Source organism: Micromonospora radicis (assembly GCF_003583405.1).
Lineage (GTDB): Bacteria > Actinomycetota > Actinomycetes > Mycobacteriales > Micromonosporaceae > Micromonospora > Micromonospora radicis.
This window is the reverse complement of the sequence record NZ_QXEC01000004.1, coordinates 165669-184360: the sequence shown is the minus strand read 5'-3', so window position 1 is coordinate 184360 and position 18692 is coordinate 165669. Positions and strand designations below refer to the sequence as shown.

18 protein-coding genes are annotated in these 18692 nt (G+C 73.3%); 2 read left to right on the top strand and 16 right to left on the bottom strand.

The features are described 5' to 3' along the window. Window positions 1–29: 29 nt before the first annotated feature. From D2L64_RS06785 to D2L64_RS06750, 8 genes are all read right to left on the bottom strand, one after another. Window positions 30–1037: an ABC transporter substrate-binding protein gene (locus D2L64_RS06785; protein WP_119573831.1), complete on the bottom strand. Its 1008-nt coding sequence runs from the start codon at window positions 1035–1037 to the stop codon at window positions 30–32. 165 nt (window positions 1038–1202) lie between these two features. Then, window positions 1203–1514, bottom strand: coding sequence for an extradiol ring-cleavage dioxygenase (locus D2L64_RS06780; RefSeq protein WP_119573830.1), 312 nt, complete (start codon window positions 1512–1514; stop codon window positions 1203–1205). After that, window positions 1511–2389, bottom strand: coding sequence for a DODA-type extradiol aromatic ring-opening family dioxygenase (locus D2L64_RS06775; RefSeq protein ID WP_119573829.1), 879 nt, complete (start codon window positions 2387–2389; stop codon window positions 1511–1513). Before D2L64_RS06775 ends, D2L64_RS06780 begins: the two co-directional genes overlap by 4 nt. Window positions 2390–2395: 6 nt before the next feature. Beyond that, a complete protein-coding gene (locus D2L64_RS06770) occupies window positions 2396–2782 on the bottom strand; it encodes a hypothetical protein (protein WP_119573828.1) in 387 nt (128 codons plus the stop codon). Then, entirely contained in the window at window positions 2772–3479 is a 708-nt protein-coding gene (locus D2L64_RS06765; RefSeq protein ID WP_119573827.1) for a hypothetical protein, read from the bottom strand. The genes D2L64_RS06770 and D2L64_RS06765 overlap by 11 nt, the downstream gene beginning before the upstream one ends. Further along, window positions 3476–4186 (bottom strand): hypothetical protein, encoded by a 711-nt coding sequence (locus D2L64_RS06760; RefSeq protein WP_119573826.1) that lies wholly within the window; start codon window positions 4184–4186, stop codon window positions 3476–3478. Before D2L64_RS06760 ends, D2L64_RS06765 begins: the two co-directional genes overlap by 4 nt. 36 nt (window positions 4187–4222) lie before the next feature. Beyond that, on the bottom strand, window positions 4223–5053 hold the full coding sequence (locus D2L64_RS06755) for a creatininase family protein (protein WP_119573825.1): 831 nt from the start codon (window positions 5051–5053) through the stop codon (window positions 4223–4225). A gap of 358 nt (window positions 5054–5411) precedes the next feature. After that, window positions 5412–6398: a bile acid:sodium symporter family protein gene (locus tag D2L64_RS06750; RefSeq protein WP_119573824.1), complete on the bottom strand. Its 987-nt coding sequence runs from the start codon at window positions 6396–6398 to the stop codon at window positions 5412–5414. Between the two features lie 138 nt (window positions 6399–6536). Between D2L64_RS06750 and D2L64_RS06745 the strand changes: the two genes are divergently transcribed. Continuing rightward, the gene (locus D2L64_RS06745) at window positions 6537–7436 is read left to right on the top strand and encodes a LysR family transcriptional regulator (protein ID WP_119573823.1); all 900 of its coding nucleotides are present in this window, start codon (window positions 6537–6539) and stop codon (window positions 7434–7436) included. Between the two features lie 36 nt (window positions 7437–7472). Here D2L64_RS06745 and D2L64_RS06740 read toward each other — a convergent pair whose 3' ends face one another. Further along, complete coding sequence (locus tag D2L64_RS06740) at window positions 7473–8303, bottom strand: class I SAM-dependent methyltransferase (RefSeq protein ID WP_119573822.1); 831 nt, start codon at window positions 8301–8303, stop codon at window positions 7473–7475. Window positions 8304–8662: 359 nt separating this feature from the next. On the opposite strand from D2L64_RS06740, the gene D2L64_RS06735 reads away from it, so the two are divergent. Further along, window positions 8663–9787: a serine hydrolase domain-containing protein gene (locus D2L64_RS06735; protein WP_233558818.1), complete on the top strand. Its 1125-nt coding sequence runs from the start codon at window positions 8663–8665 to the stop codon at window positions 9785–9787. A 202-nt stretch (window positions 9788–9989) separates the two neighbouring features. Here D2L64_RS06735 and D2L64_RS06730 read toward each other — a convergent pair whose 3' ends face one another. The 7 genes from D2L64_RS06730 to D2L64_RS06700 all read right to left on the bottom strand — a co-directional run bounded on the left by D2L64_RS06730 (window position 9990) and on the right by D2L64_RS06700 (window position 18688). After that, complete coding sequence (locus D2L64_RS06730) at window positions 9990–11576, bottom strand: DUF4139 domain-containing protein (RefSeq protein ID WP_119573820.1); 1587 nt, start codon at window positions 11574–11576, stop codon at window positions 9990–9992. Window positions 11577–11641: 65 nt separating this feature from the next. Further along, window positions 11642–12505 carry a DUF1028 domain-containing protein gene (locus D2L64_RS06725; RefSeq protein ID WP_119573819.1) on the bottom strand — a complete coding sequence of 288 codons (864 nt, stop codon included), beginning with the start codon at window positions 12503–12505 and terminating at the stop codon, window positions 11642–11644. 37 nt (window positions 12506–12542) lie between these two features. Further along, window positions 12543–13763, bottom strand: a complete 1221-nt coding sequence (locus D2L64_RS06720; protein ID WP_233558808.1) for a low temperature requirement protein A — start codon at window positions 13761–13763, stop codon at window positions 12543–12545. Window positions 13764–13850: 87 nt separating this feature from the next. Continuing rightward, window positions 13851–14111 carry a hypothetical protein gene (locus D2L64_RS06715; protein ID WP_119573818.1) on the bottom strand — a complete coding sequence of 87 codons (261 nt, stop codon included), beginning with the start codon at window positions 14109–14111 and terminating at the stop codon, window positions 13851–13853. Between the two features lie 29 nt (window positions 14112–14140). Then, window positions 14141–16444, bottom strand: coding sequence for a DUF3488 and transglutaminase-like domain-containing protein (locus tag D2L64_RS06710; RefSeq protein ID WP_407663056.1), 2304 nt, complete (start codon window positions 16442–16444; stop codon window positions 14141–14143). Further along, window positions 16420–17679: a DUF58 domain-containing protein gene (locus D2L64_RS06705; protein ID WP_119573817.1), complete on the bottom strand. Its 1260-nt coding sequence runs from the start codon at window positions 17677–17679 to the stop codon at window positions 16420–16422. The genes D2L64_RS06710 and D2L64_RS06705 overlap by 25 nt, the downstream gene beginning before the upstream one ends. Window positions 17680–17692: 13 nt before the next feature. Continuing rightward, window positions 17693–18688, bottom strand: a complete 996-nt coding sequence (locus D2L64_RS06700; RefSeq protein ID WP_119573816.1) for an AAA family ATPase — start codon at window positions 18686–18688, stop codon at window positions 17693–17695. Window positions 18689–18692 lie beyond the last annotated feature (4 nt).

The window sequence follows — 18692 nt, the reverse complement described above, 5'->3', positions numbered from 1 at the left end:
CCCTTCCGTGGCGCCCGTCGCGGTCCGGGTCATGACGGCTGCTCGGTCGGGGCGCCGCTCCACACGTGGGCGGTGACGTCGAGGGGCTCGTTCAGCAGCCCCTGCTTGTGCAGCAGGTCGGCGGTGCGCTGCAGTGACGGCAGGTCGATGTAGCCGCTGCGCAGGGTCAGGTCGTTGTCGACGATGGCCTCGACGAGGCCCTGGTCCAGGGAACTCCACTCGGTGACGTAACGGACCTCGTCGGCCTTGTCACCGTCGACGACGTACTTGCGGGCCTGCTCCATCGCGGCGTTGAAGGCCGTGATCGCCTCGGCGTTCTCCGGCTTGGCGACCCAGTCGCCCATCACGTAGTAGCCCGCCAGGTTGAACCCCGGATTGACCCGGGAGAAGAAGGAGTCCAGTTCTTTGATCTTCCCGCTGTTGTTGGCCAGCGTGGTCACCGGCTCGGCGGTGACCGCGGCGTCGTACTGATCGGACAGCAGGCCGTCGACCATGGTCGGGAACGGCGCCTCCACCCAGCTGATGCCGCTCGGGTCGAGCCCCTGCTCCCGCATCCGCTCGATCAGGAACACGTCGTTGAGGCCGCCGACGTTGACCACGGCCACCCGCTTGCCCTGCAGGTCCGCGAGCGACTCGATGCCCGAGTCGGCGCGGACCATCACCGGGTTGTTGTCCGGCGGAGCACTCGGGAACTGCCCGTTGTCGAGGATCATGCTGAACTTGAAGCCCTGGCCGGCGGCCAGCAGCGGGGAGACGACGTTGGAGTAGGCGATGTCGATGGCGCCGGCCTGCAGGGCGGGAAGGAGTTCGGCGCCCGAGTTGGCGAAGGTGAGCTCGACCTCGACGCCCTTCTCGGCGAAGAAGCCCTGGTCGATCGCGATCTGCGGGAGGTGGGTGCTGCTCAGCTGCATGGTGCCGAGCCTGAGCTTGACGTTGCCGTCCGCGCTGCCACCGTCGCCGCTACAGGCGCTCAGTGCCAGCAGGGCCGCGATCGTTCCTCCGATGATCGACCACTGTCGTGCCTTGGAACTGCCCATGATGCTTCCCCATCCTTGGCCACCCCGCACGAGGGATAACCATAGTTATGATACGAATGAAGCGGTTCAATTGTCAACGCAGACGGTGGTGTCGGTGACGTCGGTCGTCCTGCGCTACCTGGGCAAACCGGGGCCGGAGCGGCACTCCGGCCGGAGTTCGCGCGGTCAGCTCGCGGGCGCGTCCTCGCCCCGCAGTGAGGCGACGAGTGCCTCGGCGGCCGCCGAGGTCGCGGTGCCCTCGGTGGTACCGAAGATCAGACGGGACAGTTGACCCAGCAGGAACGGGTGCATGCCCAACTCGAAGAGGGCCTTGAAGTCCCGGCCCCGGATCGCCGCCACCTCGGCGGCCGACAGCCCGGACCGCTCGGCCACGGCGGCCGGGTCGCGCTCGAACTCCTCACGCAGGATCCGGTCCCGCTTGAGCTCCTGCACCAGCCGGTGTACGGCGAGGTCGGGATTGAAACGGTCCAGGCTCACCGGGCCACCTCCAGCGGCGAGGTCGTCGCGACGTTCCAGTCGACGAGGCCGATGCCGCACCGGAACTCCAGGATCGGGGAGTAGAACAGGGTCTCGGCCGGCCCGCCCCCGGCCGCACCCGCGGCGATCAGCCAGGACTGGAGCTCGGCGGTGCCGCCGGCTCCCGCGGCCTCCATCGCCTCGTAGGTGGCCTCGGTCAGCAGCCGCTCCGGGTCGCCGGCGGCGACCAGCGCCAGGAAACGGCGATCGAACTCCTCGTCGATGAGCATGTAGCGGGCACCGCCCGGCTCGTGGCTCATACCGCCGGTGGCCAGTATCCCGACCCGCATCCCGGCCGGAAGGACCGTCTCCACGGCGGTTCGCAGTCGTCGACCCCAGTCGTAACAGAACCTCTCCCGGGGCACCGGCGGGATCATCGTGTTGTGCATCAGCGGCAGGACCGGAACGCCGAGTTCCGCCAGCCCCATCATCTTGGTCGGGATCGTGAGGTTGTCGTCGAAGAGCACCTCGCCGGCGAGTTCCCGCAGGTCCACGTCGTCGGCACGGAGCGCGTCGAAGAGGAGCCGACCGGCCTCCGGCGCCCCGGTCAGCGAGTACTGGGTGTGCACGTTCAGCCAGTTGGTGAACCACTCGGCCGGGCCGACGTGGGTCTCGGAGAGCACGAACGCGAGATCGGGGTGGTCGTCGAGGGGAAAGTTCGACCCGTGGTCGTTGCAGATGACGATCAACAGGTCCAGTCGGCTGGCCCGGATCCGCCGGCCCAGTTCGTGGTAGGCCGCATCCATCTCCTGCCTTGTCGCGGGCGCGACCTTGTCGGGCCAACCGGTCACCCCGGGTGCGTGACTGGCGGCGGCGACGAACTCCAGAGTGGCCATGGAACCTCACGTCCTCGGGTCGGGTGTGGTCGTCTCTTCGTCGTTGCGGCCGGACGGGCCGCACATCCCGGCCGCGACCTCCAGCAGTACGCTCGCCGCCTGCTCCGCGAGTGCGGCCCCGTCCTGGCGGGCCCGCTCGTCCGCCACGTCCCACAGCCGGCCGGCGTTGGCCAGCAGCCGGTGGGCGATCACCACCCGCAGGGTGGCCTCGTGTCGCCAGGCCCACTCCCGCAGGTCCGCTCCGACCGGCGGCTCGCCGAGCGGTACGGGTGGCTCCACCAGGTACGGCCGCAGCCGTTCGGCCGCCGCGCGCAGGGCCGCGACGCCGCTGCGGCCCTCCCGACCGCCGATGTCGAGGGCGAGCCCGACGAGCAGGGTGCGGTCAGGCAGCATCGGGCACCACCGCCGCAAGCTCGCCGATGACCTGCTGCCATGCCTCGTCCACGCCGCCGAGTTGGGCGGCCTTGCGGGTGAGGGCGGCGCCCGCCTCGTCGACCAGCCCGGCCGCGACGATCGCCCGGACGGCACGTTCGGACGCATCGGCCGCGGCCAGGTCGCGCAGCTGTCGGACGGCCGCGCCGGTCAGGGTGGCGGTGATCCGCATCCGCAGCGCGTTCAGGGTGGTCGAGGTGAGGGCACGGAAGCGGGCCGGGGCGACCCGACTCAGCCCGGGTTGCAGCAGGTACTCCTCGCGCGGCCAGGAGGCGGCCATCTTCGCGTCCAGCCACTGTCCGGCATGTCGGTAACGCTCGGCCATCCCGGTCAGGTCGCGGACCAGGGTGGCGACGGCCAACTCGTCGATGTCGCGGGCCTGCGCCGGATCGACCCGGGCGGCGGGCCCGGTCGCGGAGGTCAGCGGCCCGAAGAGGGGCGGCACCCCGACATCGGCCGGATCGGCCCGGCGGTGTTCCTCGGTGCGCCACGCCTCGGCCGCCGAGCGCAGCGTCGAGGCCCACTGCTTGAGCCGGACCGCGTCCAACAGGTCGCGCTGGGCGTAGTAGCGCTCGTGCTGGCGGTGGTACACCGCCACCTCCAGAAGGCGACCGACCATGGCGGCCCGGTCCCGAGCGGGTTCACGTCCGGTGCTCATGAGCCGATCTCGATCATCTCGAGGTAGCGGCCCCAGCCGCGGTCGTTGCGGCTGAGCAGGACACTGCACTCGGCCACCAGGTTCGCGGCGGAATCCAGCAACTCGGCCACCGTCGCCACCTTCACCGCGCTCAGCCGCAGGTTCTCGCGGATGCCGGCCGGTGTGAGGTCGAGCCGGTCGAACAGGCTCAGGGCCTGGCGAAGGATGTCGGCGACGAGTCCACTGTGCCGACCCGCCCAGGTCGTGGTGATCAGGACCTGGTGCCGGGTGGCGGCCCGACGCCAGGAGGCGTCGTCGGGCAGTTGGAAGTCGCGTTCCCAGGCCGCCCGCATCTTCTCGGTCAGCCAGGAGTCCATCTGCTCGTGGTCGCGCAGCACCGACTCGATGTCCCGGCGCAGCAGGAGCAACTCGCGGGGGGTCCCCTCCCCCTCCATGAAGAGCACCCCGATGCTCGGGATCCCGATCAGGACATTGAGGTCGGGGCAGCCCGCCATCTTGAACCGGGGGTCCTGGTACTCGGTGCTGCCGGCGCTCACCTCGACGGCGGACCAGCGCTGGGACAACGTACGCAGGGTCGTCACGCCGGTACGCAGCAGGTGGGCGTGTTCGAGGTAGCGCAGGACGTAGTAGCGCTCGTGCTGGCGGTGGTGCTCGGCGATGTTGAGTAGCGCCTCGGTGGATCCGGGCGGCTGGGTCGACTCGCTCATCCTGACCTCCGTGGGGGTGGGTGGGGGAACGTCCGGTCAGGACAATCGGCGACGGACCGCTTCCGCCATCGAGTCGGCCTCCAGTTCGTACGCGTCCGACAGTTCGGGATCACGGGGGTGCGGGTCGCCGAAGAAGGCGAGCGGGGTCAGGGCCCGGGCCTTCTCGCCGCCGTTGCGCCACACGGCCAGATCCTCGCGGGTCAGCTGGCTGGTGGGTTCGAGTCCCCCGAGGCGGTCCTCGTTGACCAGGGGGCCGTACCAGCGCCGCATCATCGCGGTCTCCAGGTCGTGGCCGTGCACGTTGAGCACGTCCCCGCGCTGGAAGGTGGCGAGCCGCTCGGGTTTGGGATAGACCGTCCAGTACGGCTCCCGAGGGTCGCGTCCGAAGCGCTCGAGGACGTCGGGGGCCGCCAGCCAGGTGACCCCGGTACGCCCCGCCGCGTGCTGCGACTCCAGTACCCCGAGGATCATCGCGGCGTGGTTCGGGTCCCCGTGGTGGTTGACCAGGAAGACCTGGTCGAACCCGTCCTGGTGGATGCTGGTGACGATGTCGTCGAGCATCGCCCCGGAGATCTCGGGCCGGACCCGGAAGCTCCCCGGGAAGGCGTCGGTCACCTGGTTGACGCCCCAGTAGAAGGGCGGCGCGACGACCACCGGCAGGCCCGCCGCGATCAGTCGTTCCCGGACCAGTCGGGCGAGGGTGTAGCTGCCGTACGCGTCGACCCCGAGCGGAAGGTGCGGACCGTGTGCCTCGATCACTCCGATGGGGAGCAGAACGGCGCTGCGCCGCTCGGCGGCCACCACGAGCGCCTCGTGGGTCATCTCGGCCATGGTCCCGGCGAAGACAGATATATTGACGTCGTTCATTCGCTACTCCCTGTATGCGGTGAACCGAGCGTCCGGGCTTAAAGACCCGATTGATACGTACGAAAGGTAGCCGACACCTGCGGCCAAGACAAGGGTCGTCGGCAACGAAAAATGAACTACCTACACGACGTTCGCGCAGGTTAATTGCATGTTTCCGGGTGACCCGACGACACGGGTAAGCCCTGCGTCACCGACCGGTAACCAGAAGCACATCAGCCTCAGCCGAACTGCGCCCCGCAGAGACGTTGCACAGAGTGACTGCCATCCATCGGTCGACGACCGTCCACGACCGACGGACCCGGCCCGCGCGTCCGCCGTGGCGGGCGTCCGGTTCGGCTGCACCGGGGCGGCCCACGGTTCAGCCGGGCGGCTCGACTTCGGCCGGTCGGGCGCCCCAACGGCGGGCGATGGCGGCGCAGACGATCAGCTGAATCTGGTGGTAGATCATCAGCGGCAGCACCAGCAGACCGAGCGCCTCGGGGCTGACCAACACGGTGGCCATCGGCAGGCCGGTGGCGAGGCTCTTCTTGGCACCGCAGAACAGGATCGTGACCCGGTCGGCGCGTTCGAAGGCGAGCAGCCGGCCGGCGGCGTACGTCAGGCCCAGCACCGCCGCGAGCAGCCCGCCGACGACGGCGGTCAGGGCGGCCAGCCGACCCGGTGAGACCTCGTCCCACACGCCGGCCACCACTCCCGCGCTGAAGGCCGAGTAGACCACGAGCAGGATGGCGCCACGGTCGACGTGGCCGGTCAGGGCCCGGTGCCGCTCGATCCACCGGGCCGTCCAGCGTCGGGACAGTTGTCCGGCCACGAACGGCACCAGCAGTTGCAGCACCACCGAGCCGATCGAGCCGGCGCTGAGGCGTACGTCGTCGGAGCCCTGGAGCAGGAGGGTGACCAGCAGCGGGGTCAGGGCGATGCCGGCGATGTTGGAGAAGGAGGCGGTGAAGACCGCCGCCGGCACGTTGCCGCGGGCGATGGCGGTGAAGGCGATCGAGGTCTGCACGGTGGAGGGCACCGCACAGAGGAACAGCAGCCCCTGGTACAGCTCGGGGGTGAGCACCGCCGGACGCAGTGCCGCGGCGGCGAGCCCGAGCAGCGGGAAGGCCACGAAGGTGGTGAGCAGCACCACCGTGTGCAGCCGCCAGTGGCGAGCACCGGCGAGGGCGGCGCGCGGTGCGATCTTGGCGCCGTGCAGGAAGAAGAGCAACGCCACCGCGACACCGGTGATCACTCGACCGGCCTCGGCGCCGGTACCGCGCAGCGGGATCACGGCGGCCAGCGCGACGGTACCCAGCAGCGCCGCGATGAACGGGTCGATCGGCAGCCGACGAGGCCAGCGCATCGCCTCTCCCCTCCGGTCGGTCCTGCTGCCCGACACCTGTCGACGGGCAGCGGCCCGGCCATTGTCGGCCCAGGATGGATCAGCGGGAAAGACGATCAGCGCGCTGACTGCGATCACGGCTCGTGATAACTTGCCGAGGTGTACGAGCCGACCCAGCTGCGCACCTTCCTGGCGGTGGCGCAGGCGCTGAGCTTCACCCGGGCCGCGGCCCGCCTGGGCCTGCGCCAGTCCACGGTCAGCCAGCACGTACGGCGGCTGGAGGACGAGGTCGGCCGGCCGCTGTTCCTCCGGGACACGCACCGCGTCAGCCTCACCGTCGACGGCGAGGCGATGGTGACCTTCGCCCGGGACATCCTCGACGCCGGCGACCGGGCCCGGCGATACTTCTGCACCGGACCGGTCCGGGGCCGGTTGCGGCTCGGAGTCTCCGACGACCTGATCTCCACCCACCTGCCCCGGGTGCTGCGCGACTTCCGGCACCGACACCCGCTGGTCGACCTGGAGTTGACCGTCGACCTGAGCGGCACCCTGCACCAGCGGCTCGACGACCAGGAACTGGACGTGGTCTTCGCCAAACGGGTGGCCGGGCAGTCCCGCGGCCGGATGGTCTGGCGGGACCGGCTGATCTGGCTCGCCGCCCCCGACCACCGGCTCGGCGCCGACGAGCCGGTGCCGCTGGTCGTCTACCCGCCACCCAGCATCTCCCGGGCACAGGCCCTGGACGCGCTGGCCTCGGCCGGGCGGACCTGGCAGCTCACCTGCACCAGCACCAGCCTCGGCGGGTTGGTGGCGGCCACCCGAGCCGGCCTCGGGGTAATGGCCCACTCCGCCGAGCTGGTCCCGCCGGGGCTGGTGCCGGCACCGGTCGGGCACCGGCTTCCCCCGCTGGGCGAGGTGGAGTTCGTGCTGCTGCGGCGCGACGGCGCCCCGCCGGAGACGGTGACCGCCCTGGCCGAGGCGATCCTGACCGCCGGAGCCCGGACCGGTCCCCCACCCGGGCGGCCGGCCCGGCTCGAAGCGGGTGTGGAGCACGGATAGCGTCGCGCGCCGGCGCGGACCCCGGACGGCCGGCGGTCAGCCGGTACGGCGTGCGGCCCAGACGGTCCGCGTGGTCCGGACCGCGAGATCGCCGCGGCGCAGGATGCTGCGCGGACCGTCGGTGTCGAGCAGCCGGTCGAGTGCGGCACGGTCCCCGGGGACGAGGGCGTCGGCGACCTTGTCCCGGACCCGCCGCAGGCTGACCAGGGCGTAGGCGCCCACGGCCGGGTCGTCCGCCGCCTCGATGTGCACGGTCACCCGCTGTTCGCCCTCGACGGTGAAGCCGGCGGCGGCGAGCATCGGCCCCCAGTCGGCACCACGATGGGGCACGTGCCCGGCGTGGTCGCCGACGGCATGGCAGCGCTCCTCCAGGCCGGGTCGGTCCTCGGGGGCGTCCTCGGGAAGGAAGCGCGGGAAGCCGGCGAGTTCCACCACCGCGAACAGTCCGCCCACGGGCAACATCCGGTGGACCGCCCGCAGGGCCTGTTCGGGCCGGGCCAAGTGGTGCAGCGACGCGGAGGCCCAGACCAGGTCCGGGGTGCCGAGGTCGGGCCAGCCGGTCTGGTCGAGATCGGCCGGTACGGTGCGTACCCGCGCCGCCGCGCCCCGGGCGCTCGCCTTGTCCCGCAGGCGCCGCAGGTGCCCGGCCGACGAGTCGACCGCGGTGACGTGTGCCTCGGGGAAGCGGTCCAGCAGGGCGAAGGTGCCCGCCCCGGTGCCGCTGCCGAGATCCACGATCCGGCGCGGGGGTGTGTCGAGGGGCAGCCACGCCGTGATCTCGGCGATCTTCGCCGCGAGGACTTCGGCGTCCAGGTCGAGGATCTCGGCCTGTGCGGCGTCGTGGCCGTGGTGGGGTGCGTGGGTCATCCCGCCACGCTAGGGCGAGCTTGCGTTGACAGCATGATGACTTGACGATTCCGCAAGACGATGGGCGGACGATATGCCCCTGATGCAGTAGGTGGTTGGCGTCGTGCGCACCAGGCCGGGATCACGCCCGGTCCTGCGCCGCTGGTCGGTGCCGGCTCAGTCCACGGTGGGAGTCGGATCTCGCGCCTGAGCAGGAGGCGACCGGTTCCGGACCCGGCAAACATGCAAGTATGTCGAGTCTTCGTCGAATCCTCAAGATCGTCGCCACCGGCGTGACGCTGGTGGCCACGGTCGCTGTCGTACCCGCGTCCGCCGCCGGGCAGCCCGGCCCGTCCACCGGCGGGCTGGATCGCGCCGGGCTGCGCGCCGCACTCGCCGCGGTGCCCGAAGCCGGCGTCCCCGGCGTGCTGGCCGACGTGCGCGACGGCCGCCACGACTGGCGCGGCGCCGCCGGTCACGCGTTCCTGGTCGAGCCCCGACCGATGCAGCCACAGCTGCGGCACCGGATCGGCAGCGTCACCAAGACCTTCGTCGCCACCACCGTGCTGCAACTCGTCGACGAGGGCCGGCTGGGCCTCGACGACCCGATCGGGCGGTGGCTGCCCGACGTCGTGCCGGGTGAACCCGGCGCCCGGGTCACCGTCCGGATGCTGCTGAACCACACCAGTGGCATCGGCAACTACACCAACGCACTGATCGACTCGTACGCGTCGATCCCGCGGATGCGGGTCACCTCGTACGCTCCGGCGGCGCTGGTCGCCATCGGCCTGGCCATGCCGCCGACCAACGCCCCCGGCGCCGGGTTCAGCTACTCGAACACCAACTACGTCCTGGCCGGACTGTTGATCGGGGCGGTCACCGGCAACGACGCCGTCGCCGAGGTGCAGCGGCGCATCCTGCGTCCACTGCGGCTCACCGGGACCTCGTTCCCCGGTACCGATCCGACGATCCGCGGCCCGCACAGCGGCGCCTACTTCGCCCCGTTCGGGGTGCGCGATCACAGCGAGTTCAACATGAGCTGGGCGTGGACGGCCGGCGAGATGATCGCCACCACCGCGGACCTGAACACCTTCTTCCGGGCCCTGCTCGGCGGCGACCTGCTCAGCCCGGCCGCCCTCGACGAGATGCTCGACGGGGTGCCGATCCGGCCGGACCTGCCCGCGGCCGGCAGCTACGGTCTCGGCATCCGCACGTTCGCCACCCCGTGCGGCGAGTTCTGGGGTCACGACGGCGCGGTCATCGGTCACCTGACGTTCTCGATGCACAGCCGCGACGGCGCCCGCCAGGTGTCCTCCGGCATCAACATCAGCCACTACCAGGTCGGCCTGCCCGATCCGCACCCGATCGACATCGCCTGGCACACCTTCCTGCTCACCGCGGCCTGCTCGGCCACCGAGCCGGGTGGCCGCACGACCGGGGTGGCGCCGCAGCTGCCCAGCGTGACCCAGCTGCCGGGCAACGACGCGGCGGTGGCGGTGCCGTAGGCCCGTACCGTGGTGTTCCCCTGACGGATCCCGATCCGGCAGGGGAACCCACCGAGCGACACCGGCCCGTTGCCTCCCCGCCCAACAGCTCTACTCAGCCGCGGTCCACCCGGCCGATCAGGCCGACGTCGTGGTACCCAGCGACGCCCCCCGACGGCCCTCCCGGCGGGCCCGGACACCCTGACCGCCGGTGGGGTGGCGCCTACTCCCGCCAGCCGGTCAGCTCGACCCCCTTGGCCAGCTCCACCCGGAAACCCAGCGCGACCTCGCCGCTCTCGCCCGGCCCCAGCGGCAGCCGCCAGGTCACCTCACCCAGCTCGGTACGCTCGACCGGCGGCGGCTCGACGGTCGTCTCCCGTACCACCACCGCCTCGTCGCGCGACACCGGAAGCTGGTCCCGCACCTCGACGGTCGCCGGGCGGGGCGTGTGGTTGGCGACGGTGATCCGGTACTCCATCTCCCGCCGCCGGGTCGAGCCGAGGGTCGCCTTGGTCTCGGCACGCCGGTGCAGCGTCCGTTCCACCCGCAGCCGGTCGTCCACCCCGAGCGCCAGCTCGGTCTCCTCACCCGGCGCCCACATCGGCAGTCGGCTGGACGCGACGAAGTCGGCGTCGTGGAACACCGCAGCCGGGCCGGGCAGCAGCGTGTGCTCCGACGTGTTGCGGACCGTGGCCCGCAGGTGCGCCTCGGCGGCGCGGAGCGGCACGGTGACGTGGTCCAGCCGGGCCGGCAGTTCGACCACGGCGATGGTGGCCCGGTGGGCGCTGCCGTCGGCCGGCACCGCCACCGGCCGGGCCGGCCGGTAGGTGGCCGCGCTGACCCCCTGCTCGACCTCGGCGACACTCTCCCGCAGCTTCGGGCGGGGTGCCCCGGCACGGGCCGGACCGCCGCCCGCGGCGGCCGCGACGGGCGCGGGCGGCACCGCCATCGCGAGCGGCAGGTCCGCCGGCATCCCGCGCGGGGGCGCCGGCCGGAGCCGGTCGAGGTACCAGGGCGACAGTTCGGGTACGCCGGTCGTCGCCGCCGGCCGGGCGGTGGAGAGCTGGAGTTCGCACTCCGGCCAGTCCTCCCCGGTGCTCTGGCTGACCAGCCCGAACCAGGTGACCGTCACGGTGTCGTCGACCAGCCGCAGGTCGTAGGAGGGTTGCCAACGGGCCCCGTCCACCAGGTAGCTCAGCTCCAGCTCGATCTCGGCGTCGTCGACCTCCACCGCCACGGTCACCTCGGCGGCCAGCCGGTCCGGCGCCCGCTTGCCGCGCGCGGCGTCGAGGTCGCGCTCGACCGCGGCCAACTCCTCGGCCAACTCGGTGCGCCGACGGGCCAGTCCGCGCCGTCGGGCCCGCGCGTCGGCGAGCTGGGCGGCCACCGAGTCGGTGAAGGCGGCCACGTCGCTCGGCGCGGCGTCGCCCGCGGCCAGCGCGCGGGCGTACGTGCCGCCCGCCCGCTCGGTCAGCCGGGCGAGGAACCCCACCCGCTGCTCCTCGATGCCGTCCGCGTCGTCGAGTTCGGCCAGCTCGTCGGCCAGCTCACGACGGCGTTGTTCCAGGCCGACGACCTGCGCGTCGCCGCTGCGGGCCTGCCGCCAGGTGGTCACGTCCACGCCGAGCACGCTGGCCCGGCCCCGACCGGCGACCCGGACCGAGTCCCGCCGCAGGCCGAGTGGGAGCGGCGCGACGCGCAGCCGGTGCTGGCCGGCGGCCAGCCGGGTGCCGCCGCGCCGGGTCACCCGGGCCCGGTCCGGATAGACGGTAACGCCGACGACGGGGGCATCGATCTCCACAGTCTCCACGGCGGCGAGGGTAGCCGAGCCGTGCCCGCCTCCCGGCCCTCGTCAGCGACCGGCGGCGACGCCGGTCAGACGGCGGAGCGGGGCGCCGGTACGGGTGGGGCAGCGGCCCGCAGCCGCGCCAGCACCACCGGGTCGATGCGGCCGGGCACCAACCGTGCCTCCAGGTTCTCCAGCCCGGCCCAGGCCACCAGGGCGTCCTCGGGCTCGGTCGGGTCGGCCGGATGGCCGAGCGCGGTCAGCAGCCCGGCGACCTCGCTGGCGAGCGCGCCGGCCAGGTCGAGCAGCGTGCCCGGGTCGGGGCGGCTGAACAGCAGGGTGTGCACGGCCAGCAGCCGGTCGAGTTCGGTGATCGGGTCGGGGTGGTCGTCGACCCGCAGGTCGATCATGACGTCGCCGGTGCCGCCGTACCCGCCGCCGCGCCGGACCACCAGCAGCCCGGCGCTCTGCTGACCCCGCCGGTCGCCGCCGGCCTGCTGCCCGGCGCGCAGCGCGGCGAGCAGCCGGTGCGCGAACGGCAGGTCACCGCCGGCCAGCCAGCTGTCCCGCAGTGCGTCGACGACCTGCGGACCGGTGAGGATGTTGCCCTGCGCGGCCCAGCCGTCGCCCGCCTGGCCGCCGGCCCAGTCGCGGCAGTGGGCGCCGGTGTACGTGGCGCCGGGACCGGTCGCGGCGACCACGCCGAGTTGCCGGTGGTCGCGTTCCGGGTCGGCGGCGACCAGCCCGGCGACGACGCCGGTGGCGGTCACTCCGGTCCGCAGCAGGGCCAGACCCTGCGGCCGGTAGGCCAGGTTGACGTGCGCCTGGGTGGCGATCGCGCCGAGGTCGGCCCCGGCCGCCGGAACCAGGGCACCGGCGGCCAGGAACCGGCTGGCCACGGCGACACCGTGCAGCCGGCCGTCAGCGGAGCGGGCCACGAGGGAGAAGGTCACCCAGGAAGGTTAGCGCTGGTCACGGCGGTGTTGCCGGTCAGAAAGGGGTGGCGGCGGCCTCGGGTGGTCCCTTGCGGGCACGCCGGGCGTCGGCGAGCGCGACCGCGCCCAGCACGACCACCACCAGGGCCTCGGCGAGCAGCGGTGGATGGTGCAGCATCAGCGGCACCGAGGCGACCAGCACCAGCACGGCGACCCAGCGGGACGGGGAGACCCGGTTGAACACCTCGTACTCGAAGCGCGCCCGGCCGAGCAGGAACAGCACCGGCCCACCGATGATCATGGCGATCCAGGCCGCCTCGGGATGGTCCATCGGATGCTGGATGGCCAGCTCGTAGCCGACCGCGGTGGCGGTCAGCCCGATCACCATGACCAGGTGGGTGTCCGCGGCCGAGCGGCCGATGCTGGCCGGCCGGCGGGCCGCGGCGACCGCCTCGGCGAGGATCTGCCCGGCCCGCTGCACGTAGATGCGCCACAGCAGGATCGTGATCGCCAGGGCCAGCGCGAAGGTGCTGGTCCGCGCCGGTTCGTAGCCGCTGTCGCTGTACGAGAAGCCGGCCACCAGGATCGTCTCACCCAGCGCGATGAGGAAGAACTGCTGGTAGCGCTCGGCCAGGTGCCGGCCGGCGATGTCCCAACGGGAGACCGCCGAACGGCCCAACCCGGGCACCGGGAAACCGAAGCGGCCGGCAAGATACTCCAACCCCAACGCGAGGCTCCACAGCCACACCCGCAGGGTGGTCGGCAGCAGGGCACCGGTGATCCACAGGACGCCGGTGGCGGCGTAGGTGATCGCCATCCTGGCCTTCAGCTGGCGTTCCGGCGTGCCGACCGTGAGCAGGATCAGCGGCCGGCTGAGCTGGGCGGCCACGTACGCCGTGGCGAACGCCAAGCCGGTGGTGGTGAAGGCGCGGGGAATCGCCACACCCATCACCATGCTGGCCACCAGCGCGGTGATCACGATGAGTTGCAGCCCGCTGTGGTGCGGGTCGTAGCGGCTGGTCGACCAGGCGGTGTTCTGCCACACCGCCCACAACGCGAGCAACAGCAGCAGGGTCTTCGCCCCGCCGGTCACCGGGGACCAGCCCACCGCGCCACCGGGCTCCAGCGCGAGATCCTCGAAGGCCCGGGCGGAGATCCGGGTGAGCGCGAACACGAAGACCAGGTCGAAGAAGAGCTCCAGGAACGTGGCCCGGCTCGGATCCTGGGTGACCGGAGGCAGCCGACCGGCCTGACTCGCCACGGTCAGCCGTCCCACTCGTCGGTTCCGCCCACCCCGCTGTGGTAACACCGCCGGTGCCGGCCGGGCAGGTGAACGCAGAAACCGACGTGCTCCGAGGGCGACTCAGAGGCCGCCGCCACCACCTCCGCCGCCCTCGCCCGCGTCCCCGTAGCCGCCGCGGATCCCGCCGCCACCGGCCAGGCCGCGGCCCTGCCGGCGGGAGGTCCGGCGCAGTCCACGGCTGGCCCGGGCGGCGGCGGCCAACCGCTGCTCGCGGGTCAGCGGGCGGCGGGCCCGTCGACGGCGGATGACGAACAGCGCCGCGGCGGTGGCAGCCACCACCACCGCGACCAGCACGATGAGCGAAACGATCCCCGTGGTCATGCCCGCAGGGTAGAAGGCATCGGCCAGCCTCAACGTGGCCGGCGCAGCGGCCCCGGACGTACCGACCAGTAGCATCGACGCCACCACGACCGGGCGGCCCGCAGCGCGCCGGTGTAGACGGTGGCCGCGTCGGCGGCGGCACCGGCCTGCGCGTCGGTCACCCCACCGGGGGCGAACCCGACCTGGTTGACCAGCCGGGCCAACTCGTCGACCGCCGGGTACGCCGCCGCCGACGGCCCACCCTCGGTGACCCCGGCCCGGTCCAGGGCCCGGCGGGCCGCCGCGGCGACCTCGGTGGCCGACAGGTCGGCGGCCACCGGATGCCCGGCCAGCCACAGCGCGTCGGTCACCTCCCGCCAGGCACCGGCGATGCGCTGGCCGGCGCCGCCCCGATGCAGCCGGTTGCGGGTCTGTGCCCGGCGCAACCCGAACAGGGTGGCCAGCAGCGCCGCGACCAGCAGCAGGAAGCCGCCGGTAGTGCCGGCCACCAGGACCGGCGTCGACCCGCCGGCACCGTCGTCGGGGCGGCCCGGTGCGGCCTGCGGCGACGGTGACTCGGTCGGCTCCAGCGTCGGCTCCGGCTGCTCCGACGGCGGCGGCTTGTCCGGCTGCGGCCGGAAGTCCTCCTCCACCGGGCGGGGCTCGTCGTCGGGGCGCGGCAGCGGATCGAACGGCACCCAGCCGAGGCCGTCGAAGAGCACCTCCGGCCAGGCGTACGCGTCCGCGGCCCGCACCGGCCCGTCGGCGGGTGCGGCGAAGCCCACCACCACCCGGGTCGGCAACCCGGCCAACCGGCCCAGCACCGCGAACGAGGCGGCGAACTGTTCCGAGGTGCCCCGCTGTCCGCCGCCGTTACGCGGCCCGAACAGGAAGAACGCCAGGTTCGGGTAGGCGTGGCCACTGGGGGCGTCGGCCACCAGCCGGTAGTGCTCGGCCAACCACTGCTCGATGGCCGCGGCCCGCGCGTACGGTGCACCGTTCTCCTCGGCCAGCTGGGCGGCGAGCCGGCGCAACTGTTCCGGTGTGCCGTCGGGGACGTGCAGCACCCGGGCCACCTCGTCACCGGCCGGGGTGTTCGCGGTGCCCAACAGGTTGACGTCCGGACGTTCCCGATCCGAGAGCACCGTGTACCGCAGCCCGGGTGCCAGCCCGTCGGGGCGGATCAGGGTGCCGGTGCCCGGGTCGTACGCCACCCGCGCCCCGGTGACCTCCCGCGGGGTCGCGACCGCCGGCAACAACCGGCCGCTGAGATCACCCACCGTGATCTCCTGCCGGACCGTCTGGACGGTGGCGTGCGGTGCCGGCGGCACGGCCGGCAGGATCCGGCCCGCGTTGCGGTAGGTCGCCCCGACCCGCCAGGTGACCCCGTCGTAGTCGCTGAGCACCGCCAACCGGATGCGTACCCCGCCACCGGCGGCCGGCGCCGAGTCCGCCGAACCGGTGACCCCGTCGGCGGGCTCCGCGGCGGTGCCATCCCGGTCCGTGGTCACCTGGAACAGTTGCTGGTCCGGATTCAACGCCCAGCCGGAGATGCGGATCAGCGGATTCTCGTCCAACGTCTGCACCTGCGGCGGCTCCACGTACCGCCGCGGGTCCACCGGGCGGTCCCGGACCAGCGCGCCGACCGCCGGGCCGAGCAGCGCCGCCACCGCCACCAGCACCGCCGTACCGGCCGCCGACGTCGCCGCCAGCCGGGCCCGCAGCCGGGCGCGTACCGCCGGGGCCAACGCCTCGACCAGATCGTCGCCGGCGGGCCGGGCGGAGGCCGCCAGACCAAGCGCGGCGAGCGCCACCAACGCCAGCGTCTCACCGACCGCGGCGTCGGCGTTCGGCCCCACCACGTACACCGCGCCGACGAAGAGCAGCGCCGGCGGCAGGTAGCCCAACAGCACCCGCCCGGCCCGCAGCGCCACCTCCGCGCCGGCCAGCCCGGCCAGCCAGGCGGCCACCAACGGCACCAGCACCGTGTCCGGCGTCGGCTCCACCGGAATCATCGCGGTCAGCAGCCGGGGGATGCCGTTTGCCGCGGCGTCCCCGGTGATCTGCGCGAAGTCGCCCGGCAGCCCGGCCCGGTCCGCGGCCAGCCGCAGGCACCACCCGGTCCACGCCCCCATCGCCAGCACCGACACCGGGGCGACCAGCCAGGACGGCAACCGCCGGGCCGCGACACTGACCAGCACCGATCCCAGCGCCGCGCCGGCCACCAGCACGGTCAGCAGCGAGCCCGCGTACACCCGGCCGAGCGCCACCCCGGCGAGCGTGACCATGCCGACGAGGGCCAGCGGCACCGGCACGGCCCGCAGCAGCCTCACCACCGGCGTACCCCGTCCCACTCGGCCGCGAACGCCGCCCCGTCGGCGACGTCCACCACCACCAGGCCGGCGGCCCCCGGCGGCGTCGGCTCCGCCGCGCCGAACACCCCCACCACCACCGACGGGTACGCCCCGCGCAGCGCGCCGACGTGCCCCAGGTCGTCCCGGCCGCCCGGCCCGGTGAGCACGACCAGGGTGTCGCCGAGGCGATCCCGGCGCAGCCGCGCCGCCGCATCCGCCAGCGTGCCCGCACCGGTCAACGACACCGCGGCCAGCCGGTCCAGTGGCCCCACCGGCGCACCGGAGCCGTCGCCGCCGGACGCCACACCTCCCCGGCCGGTCCCGTCGCCGCCGTGGCCGCCCGGCCGGGCCGAGTCGGCGGATGCGGCCCGGTCGACCGGCCGGATCGCCCCGGCGGGCGCGGTCTCGGCGGCGACGAAGAGCAGCACCACCGGCAGGTCCTCCCGCACCGCCGCGGTGATCACCGACGCCGCCGCCTCACACGCCGACTCGAACGACTCGGCCACCCCGTCGACCCGATCCGGATGTGCGGCGAGCCGGTTGTCCAGCAGCACCACGATCCGCGGCAGGCTGGTGTCCACGTTCTCCCGCACCATCAGCTCACCGACCCGGGCACTGGTCCGCCAGTGCACCCGCCGCAACTCGTCACCGACCACGTACTCCCGCAACGAGTCGAAGGTGATCGAGCCGTGCGGTACCGCGTCGACCCGCCCGTCGAGGCTGCGACCGGCGCCGGTGGGCACCGCGCTCAGCGGATGGATCCGCGGGTGCACCCAGACCGGCACGCTGTCGCCGTAGGAGCGGGCCAACACGACCAGGCCGAGCGGGTCGCGGCGGGTCACCCGCAGCGGCCCCACCGGCACCACGCCCCGACGGCTGGTCGGCACGTCGTAGCGGACCGTGGTGTCCGCCCCCGGGCGCAGCCGCAGCACCGGTACCGGCACCGGGCGCTCGCCGCACCGGTCGACGGCCAGCAGGCTCGCCGCCGGCAACCGGCCCGCGTTGCGGACGGTCAACGTCATCGCCGCCGGCTCGCCGCGGGCCACCCGGTCCGGGTCCGCCTGCCGGTGCACCCGGAGCCGGGGCCGCCACGCGGCGGTCACCACCGCCAGCGCCAGGGCGCCGCCGGCCGCCGCACCGAGCACCGTCAACTCCGGGTACGCGAACCGGAAACCGGCGCCGAGCAGCAACACGGCGGCGGCGAGCAGACCGGTACCCCGGGCGGTGATCCGCATGTCGACCCGCCGGTCAGGAGTGTGCCGGTGCCGGCTGGCCCGACGGCAGCGGCACCGGCACCGAGGCGACGGCCTGACGCAGTACGTCCGCGGCGGTCACCCCGCGCACCTGCGCGTCGGGGGTGAGCAGCAGCCGGTGGGCGAAGACCGGTTCGGTCAGCGCCTTCAGATCCTCCGGCATGATCCAACCTCGGCCGTCGATCAGCGCGTACGCGCACGCCGCCCGGGTCAACGCGATCACGCCCCGGGGGCTCACCCCGACCCGTACCTGCGGATGGGTGCGGGTCGCCGCGGCCAGCCGCACCGCGTACGCGTACAGCGGCTCGGCGATGTGCACCCGCAGCGCCATCCGGACCATCTCCCCGACGGTCGCGGTGTCGGTGACCGCTGCCAGCGCCTCGGGCGACCGCACCGTGGCCCCACGCAGCACCTCCACCTCCACCGACTCGTCCGGGTAACCGACGGAGAGCTTCACCAGGAACCGGTCCAGTTGCGCCTCCGGCAACCGGTACGTGCCGTCCATCTCCACCGGGTTCTGCGTCGCCACCACCAGGAACGGCTGCGGCACCGGATGCCGCACCCCGTCCACGGTGACCGTCCGCTCCTCCATCACCTCCAGCAGCGCCGACTGCGTCTTCGGCGACGCCCGGTTGATCTCGTCGGCGATGACGATGTTGGCGAACACCGGGCCCGGATGGAACTCGAAGCCCCGGGTGGCCTGGTTGAAGATGGTCACCCCGGAGACGTCCGACGGCAACAGGTCGGGGGTGAACTGGATCCGCCGCCACTGCCCCTTCACCGTCGCCGCGATCGCCCGCGCCAGGGTGGTCTTACCGACTCCGGGCACGTCCTCCAGCAGCACGTGCCCCTGGGCGAACAACGCGGTCAACGCCAGCCGGACCACCTGCGGTTTGCCGAGCACCACCGCGTTGACGTTCTCGGCCAGCCGGGCGGCCAGGGCGGCGAAGCCCTGCACCTCCTGCTGGGTGAGCGGTTCCTGGCTGTTCACGGTG